The organism is Streptomyces pseudogriseolus (genome assembly GCA_002154585.1).
In the GTDB taxonomy this organism is placed as follows: domain Bacteria; phylum Actinomycetota; class Actinomycetes; order Streptomycetales; family Streptomycetaceae; genus Streptomyces; species Streptomyces pseudogriseolus.
On sequence record MUNG01000136.1, the window covers coordinates 22,803 to 29,587 of the forward strand.

Annotated in this window: 7 protein-coding genes; 1 reads left to right on the forward strand and 6 read right to left on the reverse strand. The window is 72.6% G+C overall.

The genetic code is table 11. The features are described from left to right. Positions 1 to 8 precede the first annotated feature (8 nt). The 6 genes from CCN29_RS13995 to CCN29_RS14025 form a co-directional block, all read right to left on the reverse strand. Positions 9 to 434 carry an RRQRL motif-containing zinc-binding protein gene (locus tag CCN29_RS13995; RefSeq protein WP_086682136.1) on the reverse strand — a complete coding sequence of 142 codons (426 nt, stop codon included), beginning with the start codon at positions 432 to 434 and terminating at the stop codon, positions 9 to 11. A gap of 546 nt (positions 435 to 980) precedes the next feature. After that, positions 981 to 1,532, reverse strand: coding sequence for a DUF6197 family protein (locus CCN29_RS14005; protein WP_086682142.1), 552 nt, complete (start codon positions 1,530 to 1,532; stop codon positions 981 to 983). Positions 1,533 to 1,544: 12 nt separating this feature from the next. After that, positions 1,545 to 1,733 (reverse strand): hypothetical protein, encoded by a 189-nt coding sequence (locus CCN29_RS14010; protein ID WP_086682145.1) that lies wholly within the window; start codon positions 1,731 to 1,733, stop codon positions 1,545 to 1,547. Between the two features lie 111 nt (positions 1,734 to 1,844). Further along, positions 1,845 to 4,295 (reverse strand): DNA translocase FtsK, encoded by a 2,451-nt coding sequence (locus CCN29_RS35885; RefSeq protein ID WP_442538366.1) that lies wholly within the window; start codon positions 4,293 to 4,295, stop codon positions 1,845 to 1,847. Between the two features lie 162 nt (positions 4,296 to 4,457). Continuing rightward, positions 4,458 to 4,862: a hypothetical protein gene (locus CCN29_RS14020; protein ID WP_086682148.1), complete on the reverse strand. Its 405-nt coding sequence runs from the start codon at positions 4,860 to 4,862 to the stop codon at positions 4,458 to 4,460. 14 nt (positions 4,863 to 4,876) lie between these two features. Beyond that, a complete protein-coding gene (locus CCN29_RS14025; RefSeq protein WP_086682151.1) occupies positions 4,877 to 5,269 on the reverse strand; it encodes a hypothetical protein in 393 nt (130 codons plus the stop codon). A gap of 1,257 nt (positions 5,270 to 6,526) precedes the next feature. Here CCN29_RS14025 and CCN29_RS35890 point away from each other — a divergent pair. Beyond that, a partial coding sequence (locus CCN29_RS35890) for a hypothetical protein (protein ID WP_442538367.1) occupies positions 6,527 to 6,785 on the forward strand: 259 nt, incomplete at its 3' end.

A 6,785-nucleotide genomic window follows, 5' to 3' on the forward strand; every position in this document is an offset into this window, starting at 1 on the left:
CTCTCGGATCAGGCGGCCAGCAGGTGCTTGGCCGGGGGAGCGATGTAGGAGGCGGGGTCGGGGGGCGTGCCGTCGAAGCACTCCAGGCAGGACCCCAAGGTCTTGAGCGGGAGGCAGTGGAAGTAGCGCCGGCGGCAGATGCCGCATGTCTGGCGTGCGGCCATGGCCTTGTCGAGCGCGGCTTCCTTCGCGAGGGTCATCGGGCGCTTCGGCTTCGCCAGGTCGATCCGGTACAGCCACGCGAAGCGCTTGCCGCCGCGGCATTCGATCCGGGCAACGGGCTCCTGGCCGCCGGGGCGCAGTCCCATCTCCCGCAGCTGGCGGCGGGTCGCGAGGTTCGCGTGCCCCGCCTGCTTCCACCGGAAGACCGGTAAGGAGCCGTCGCCGGGGGCGTACAGGTCGACGTCGACCAGGTCCTGGTCCTGGTCGGCCATCACCTGCTCCAGGTACCGGGGAGCCGGGCGGGGCGCTGCGGGTAGCGGAGGCCGGGGCGCTGCGGGCGGGGCCGGCCGATCCGGCGGCGAGGGCGGGGCATGAGCACGGTGTGTCCTCCAGCGGGGTTGAGGGCGGGCAGTGCTGCGTCCCGCCGACGGACGGATCCGCTGACGGGGGCGTGAGGGTGAGATGGGAGGGCCGGGCAGCCTCTCCGGTCCGCACCCGCCGCGTAGGGGCGGGGCAAGGACCGGACAGGGCTACCGGGTCAGTGCTGAGGCGCGCCGGAATCGGCGGAGCGTTGACGTGGCTTTCCGGGCATGCTGGCCGTCAGGGGCGAGATGAGGGGGAGAGCACTCGTGGAGTTCGTCTTTGTGTGCGGCTGGTGCGGTACCGAGTGCGTGGTGTGGGGCGAGCCCGTCGTCTCGTGGTGGACGCAGAAGTACCAGGTGCCGGACTTCTTCGAGTGCTGGAACTGCGGTGGGGAAAGCACGAGCCCGCCTCCGCCCTGGACACCCGCTGACTAACCGTCGTGGCCGGTGCGGGGCTTACAGACCGCGGGCGTCGGCAAGACTGACGGCTTGGTCGAGCATGCGCAGCGGGATTCGGCCTGTGCCGTGGGCGTCGTTGAAGGAGGGCACGGATTCGACGTGGTCGCCGAAGCGGCGGCGGATCGCGTCTAGGACGACGGATGCGGCGTCGGCTTCCAGACCGCGGTCGCCGCCAGCTTCCCTGCGGATCGCTCCGAGCAGGCAGACCGCGCCGGATTTGTCGGTCAGCGCCCCCGCGCACCATCCGTCGGCTTCCATCCGGGCTCGGGCCCGCTCGAGGAGAGCGGCGACCGGAGTGGCGGGGAGCTGCTGTGGCTGCGGCTGGAGTGTCGGCGTGAGCGGCACCGTGATGACGTCAGTGAGGTCGACGGGCTGGGTGTTGATGTGGGCGGTGCGCACTTCGTGTGCGACAGCGGCTTCGTCCAGTCGGACGGTCATGGCCGCCTCTGCAGCGGCCAGCCGTGCGTCCAGGCTCAGGGCGCCGGGCGCGGGTGCCGGGCGCGTCTGCTGGTCGTTCCGGACGGGCACGGTGTGGGGTGAGGCGGCCATCGGAGTCTCCCGTCAGACCAGCATGGCGCGACGGGCAAGGCCGGCCAGGAACGCCTCGATGGCCGGGGCGATGCCGGTGGAGGCGAGGAAGAACCCGAAGGCTGTGCACGCGAAGGCGGAGCCGATGCCGACGGCGCGCTGGCGCAGCAGCACGATGACGACGACGGCCAGGAGCAGCGCGGCGGACACGGAGACGATCACGGGGTGATTCCTTCCATGGGATGAGGCGGGATGGTGTAGCCCGGACGGATGCCAGGCGGGACGCCGTCGCCCTCGGCGGTTGCTGGGGGCGACGGCGAGGGAGGGGAAGGGTCAGTCGTCGGCGGCGAGGACGAAGTCGGCGCGCAGCTCGCGCAGGACTTCGTCCTGAACGTCCGGGGCGACCAGGACATCGCGGGCCTTACTGCCATCGGCGGGGCCGACGATGCCGCGCTCCTCCAGGGCGTCCAGGAGGCGCCCGGCAAGGGCGAAGCCGACCCGCAGCTTGCGCTGCACCATCGACTGCGAGCCGAACTGGCTGCTGATGACGAGACTGGCGGCCTCCACCACGAGGGTGCCGTCCACCCCATCCGGTGTGGAGGCCGACTGAGCTGCCTGCACGTTTTGTTCGACAGCAGTCGCGGCGTCCTGGTCGACAGGCGCGTAGATGCCGTGGTCGACCTGCTGCAGGCGCCCTTCGGTGACCAGGTCGGACAGGGCGTTGCGGACACTCCCGGCGGCGGCATCGACCTGGGCGCGGATCTCCTTGGCGGTCATCTGCCGGTCGACCGCAGCGAGGACCTTGTCCTTGACGGTGCGGGGCTTCGGCGGTGCCGGGGGCGGGGCGAATGAGCCGATCCCGCTGGGCTGCGGCGGCAGTACGGCGCCCGCGCCGTCGTCCTTTCCGGTTGGCGGGGGCATGGTCCAGTCGTGCCACAGGCCCAGCTCGGTCAGTGCGTCGATCTCCCGGTCGGTGAGGCAGTTGATGGAACCGTCAGCGGGGAAGATGTCGCCGAGGCCGTCGGGGCTGCCGTCCTTGGGCAGGTGGACGTACAGGCTGCGCATCATGGTGGCGCCGGATCCGGTGACGGTGTGTCCGACGCCGTGGGTGGGGTCGCCGGGCACGTCGTCGGTGATGCCGTGCATGCGGTCCAGCAGGGAACTTGAGGCGTTGAACCGGTCGGGGATGTCGGCGAGGTCGACGTCTCCGGCGAGTCCGCCGGTGGCCTGGCGGGCGGCGATGCCGCCGGAGGAGCTGGCGATGCGCAGTACGACGCCGATGCCGCCCTGGACCTGGTCGCGCAGGGAGGCTTCGCCGCCGAGTTTGGACAGGTTGAGGGACTGGCCGGCGAAGACGATGCCGATGCCGAACTTGCGGCCCTCGCGTGCGAGGACGTCGGTCATGTGGGCGATGTCGTCACCCAAGGTCTCGTCGCCGACGAGGGAGTTGAACTCGTCGAGGACCAGGACCAGGCCCGGGTAGGGGGAGTGGGCGGAGAAGTCGTGGCCGACCTCGGCGTTGATGTCGCCGCGGATGTCCATCAGGGCGATGGCGGCCTTGAGCATCCACCAGGTGAAGACCGGGCCGGCGCTCTGGCGGTCGATGTGCCGTCCGACCGCGCTCATCTGCGCGTCGGGGCGGGCTGAGGTCACCCAGTTCGTCAGGCCGGCCAGGGCCCACGCCGCGCACATCAGGGCCAGAGTGACGGTCTTGCCGGAGCCGGTGACGCCGACGAGGAAGCCGTGCAGGGTGCCGGCCGCGGACTGCATGTGCACTTTGGCGTCACTGCCGTCGTGGGCGGTGCCGATGGTGTAGCGGCCGTAGGCGTCCAGGGTGAGCAGCTCGCGGGTGGCGCGGCGAGCCCTCTTCAGCGGCGCCGTCTCGTACAGCGTCACCAGCGCCTCACGGCCCCGTGCCTCAGCGACCAGACGCAGCTCTTCGGGCTCCACACCGAACGCGGAGCAGAGCTGGCCGTGGTTGATGCGGGCGACCTCGCCCGCATCGACCTGCGCGAGGATCATGCCGCGGGCGGGAAGGTCTCCGCGCGCGGGCAGCTGCTCGACGCGGACAATCTCGCTGCCGGGGATGGCGCCGCCCGGGCGGGCCACCTTGGCCGCCCACATCTCCTCGATGCTGCCGCTGCCGCGGCGGGCGGTGGGCGTGACGGTGAGGCGCAGGCGGCCCGGGCCGGTGCCGGGAATCTCGTCCAGGGCGACGCAGCCGACGGGGTAGCCGAAGCAGGCGGCGACGTCGACCAGGTCGATGCGTGGCACGGGCTTGCCGGCTGGGGCGACGACGTGGGCGGTGAAGTCGGGGTGTGCGGCGTCGATGGTCTGCTCGATGTTCTCCAGCCAGGTGCCGGGGGCGACTTCGGCGGTGTCCCACATCTGCATGACCAGGCCGCGGAAGCCGGGCGGGTAGGTGGCAGCGGTGGTGTTGGGCGGGGTCCAGGTGGAGCGGGTGATGGGCAGGGCGGCGGACATGAGGCCGCCCCATGCCAGTGCTGTGACCGGTTCCCACCAGGAGTGGCCGGGGACGATCGCGGCGGCGGCGTAGACGGCGCCGCCGGTGACCGGTCCCAGCACGCGCTGGGCGGTGCGGATCGTACAGCGGAAGTCGCGGGTCTTGACCTTGCGGTAGAGCCACCACACGCAGCCGCCGCTGATCGCGGCGGCGGTGGCGTGGGCGGGCAGGAGCTCCATGGAGGGGACGTAGGCGAGGGCGGCGGCGGATGCCCCGTAGGCGGCCATCTCTGCCTTGGCGCGGGTGGGCAGCGTGCTCATCGGTGACGGGTCCTTCCGTGCGGTGGCTGGGGCCGCTGGTCGTGCTGGACGCGGCACCGCCCGCAGGGGGCGGTACGGCGTCCGGCGTGGCCAGTGGGTGGAAAGCGGTGGGGCCGCACCCGGTGGTCGGGTGCGGCCCCACGGTGGTGATGTGGCGGGCGGTTACTGCGGCCGGTAGAAGCCGGGCTTGGCCTGGCGCGCCTTGGAAGCGGTGACGGCGGCATGGACGCCGCCGTACTCGGCCTGGTGCTCACTCTTGAGGTGGCCCGCGGCCTGATGCATCGAGTCGGCCGCGCTGCTCAGGCGGCGGGCACCGCCGACCACCCGACCGAACGAGGTGGCCACCTCGCTGATGAGGGCCACATGCCGGGCATCGACCTGGGCGGCGGCGCTCAGGTCGGCCACAGTGACAGCGGCGCGGGCGTTGGCGCGCATGCGGAGGGCGACGCGTTCGGCGTGTTCCATGAGCTGCGCGGCGGCACGCTGCAGCGCGGTCAGTTTCGTGTGGACGGCGGTGTAGCCGTTGGCGTCTCCGTCCGCGCTGACGGCGGGGGCAATCTCTCCCACAGGAGCTCCTCCTGTCAGTTTTCGTTGTGGATGCGCGCGCTGGGCGCGGCGAGGCCGGCGTCGACGGTCGCGTCCTGGGTCGGCCGGTAGTCCCGGGCCATGGCCGTCTCTTCCGCCTCGGCGGTTTCCGCGGCGGCCAGCGCGGCGCGGGCCATCCGTTCGGCGTACAGGATGAGTTCGCCGACGCTCTCCATCAGCACGGACAGGGCGCGGGTGGTTCGCTTGCCGCTCACGTTGTGTGTGGTGGCCAGGTCGGCGGCCATCGTCTCCAGTTCGTTCAGCAGGCGGCGGGCCTGGCGGGCGAGCTGGGCGCAGTCATCGTAGGTTTCCATCCCGGCCGTGGTCAGCAGGGTCAGGGCCTTGAGTGCGTCGTCCAGGGTGATGTCGGTGGCGTGCTGGGCGGCCATGCCTCCCGGCGCAGGCACCGAGGCGGTGACTGGAGCCGGCGCGGCGGCAGTCCTCGCGGGGCGTGCGGGCATGGGGATGGGGTCCTTTCTGCGGGTGGTGCCGGGACGTGGCCCGGCCGGTCGCTGCGGAGCGCGGGGCAGGGCAGGCTGGCTCTGAGCGGGCAGCGCCTTGGGGGCGGGGCCGATCGCGTCGGGCTCCCACCGCTTGGCGTGGGCGCCGGGCGGGTCCACCTGCTCAACGATGATCGTGACGCTGGGCTCGGTGTCGGCGTCGAACGGTGAGGACCGCGCCTGCCCGTACCCGGAGTGGGCACCGGGCCCGCCCGGGCCGGAAGCGCCCGGGCCGGACGCGCTGGGGCCGGACGACGGCCCCGGGTTGGCGGTGCGGTCCGCCCTCCCGCGCCCCCGAGACGGGTTCGGCTTAGAATGCGGTCCGTCGTCGGCCGTCCAGCGTTCGCGCCGCTTCCTCCACCGGTCGTTCACGGCATCGAAAACGGCCTCGCGGAAACCTCCCCGGTCACCAGGCGGTGTCCAGCCGTCGTTGCCGGTGCTGCGGCCCTTGGCGCCGCCGTCCTTGCCGCCCCCGCCGGTGGTGGGGGCGTCGGTGCTGGAACGGCGCTTGCGCCACCGGTCTTCGAGCCGGTCGCCGGCCTTCTCCCAGAACGTCGGCCCCGGCTTGCTCGCTTTGACCGCGTTGCGGAGCGCGGCTTTCGTATCCGCCGCGCCGGGCCCGCCCCTACTTCCCTTGCCGACGGAGTCCTTCGCACCCTTGTCCGGGCCGGGGCCGTCGGGCCTCTTCTTGCCCTTGCCCCACCAGTCCGCGACGGCGCGGCGGGCGGGGCGGCGTCCGCTCCCGTCCGTGCCCGCACTCCCGCGACCCCTGCCCGAACCGGCCGAGCGCCGGGTGCTCCCGGAGCCGTCCTTTCGGCCGGAGCCGCCGTCATTTCGGCTGCCTCCGCCGCCGTTTCGGTCCCGCAGGGAGCCGTTTCGATCCGATCCAGAACCATTTCGGTGAGCCCCGGGACCATTTCGACGGGAGCCGGACCCGTTTCGGCGGGAGTCTGAGCCCGCACCCGCATGGCCATCGCTCCGGCCGGTGCCAGGAGACGACCGACCGCCGGGGCCTGTCCCGGAACGGTGCTGTGTGGAGCCGCTGTGCGGCCCTGTGCGGCCCGTTCCGGACCTGCCCGGACCGACGCCGCCTGTGCCCCTTCCCGTACCGCCAGGGCCGCGTCCGAGAGTGCTGCGGCCGTAGTCATGGCTGGAGGGGACACGGCGGGCGCGGGCGTGTTCGCGGTCGGCTTCCGCGTGGTGCCGGGTGGCGTCCGCGGTCGCCTTCGCGGCCAGCAGTTCCAGCTCGCGCTGGTGCGCGGCTGCCTCCGCCCGGCGCGGCCCGGACTCCTGGATCCAGGTCTGCAGTCCCTCGAACGCGGCCAGAGCGATGGCGAGGATGGCGGCCAGAGACAGCGCCCCGGCGACGCCGGACCGCCGCGCACCGGGGCGCTGTCTCTGGCCG

Coding starts and splice junctions, on each gene's coding strand:
- CCN29_RS35885 (WP_442538366.1), bottom strand. CDS start 4,295: ATGAGCACGCTGCCCACCCGCGCCAAGGCAGAGATGGCCGCCTACGGG.
- CCN29_RS14005 (WP_086682142.1), bottom strand. CDS start 1,532: ATGGCCGCCTCACCCCACACCGTGCCCGTCCGGAACGACCAGCAGACG.
- CCN29_RS14025 (WP_086682151.1), bottom strand. CDS start 5,269: ATGGCCGCCCAGCACGCCACCGACATCACCCTGGACGACGCACTCAAG.
- CCN29_RS13995 (WP_086682136.1), bottom strand. CDS start 434: ATGGCCGACCAGGACCAGGACCTGGTCGACGTCGACCTGTACGCCCCC.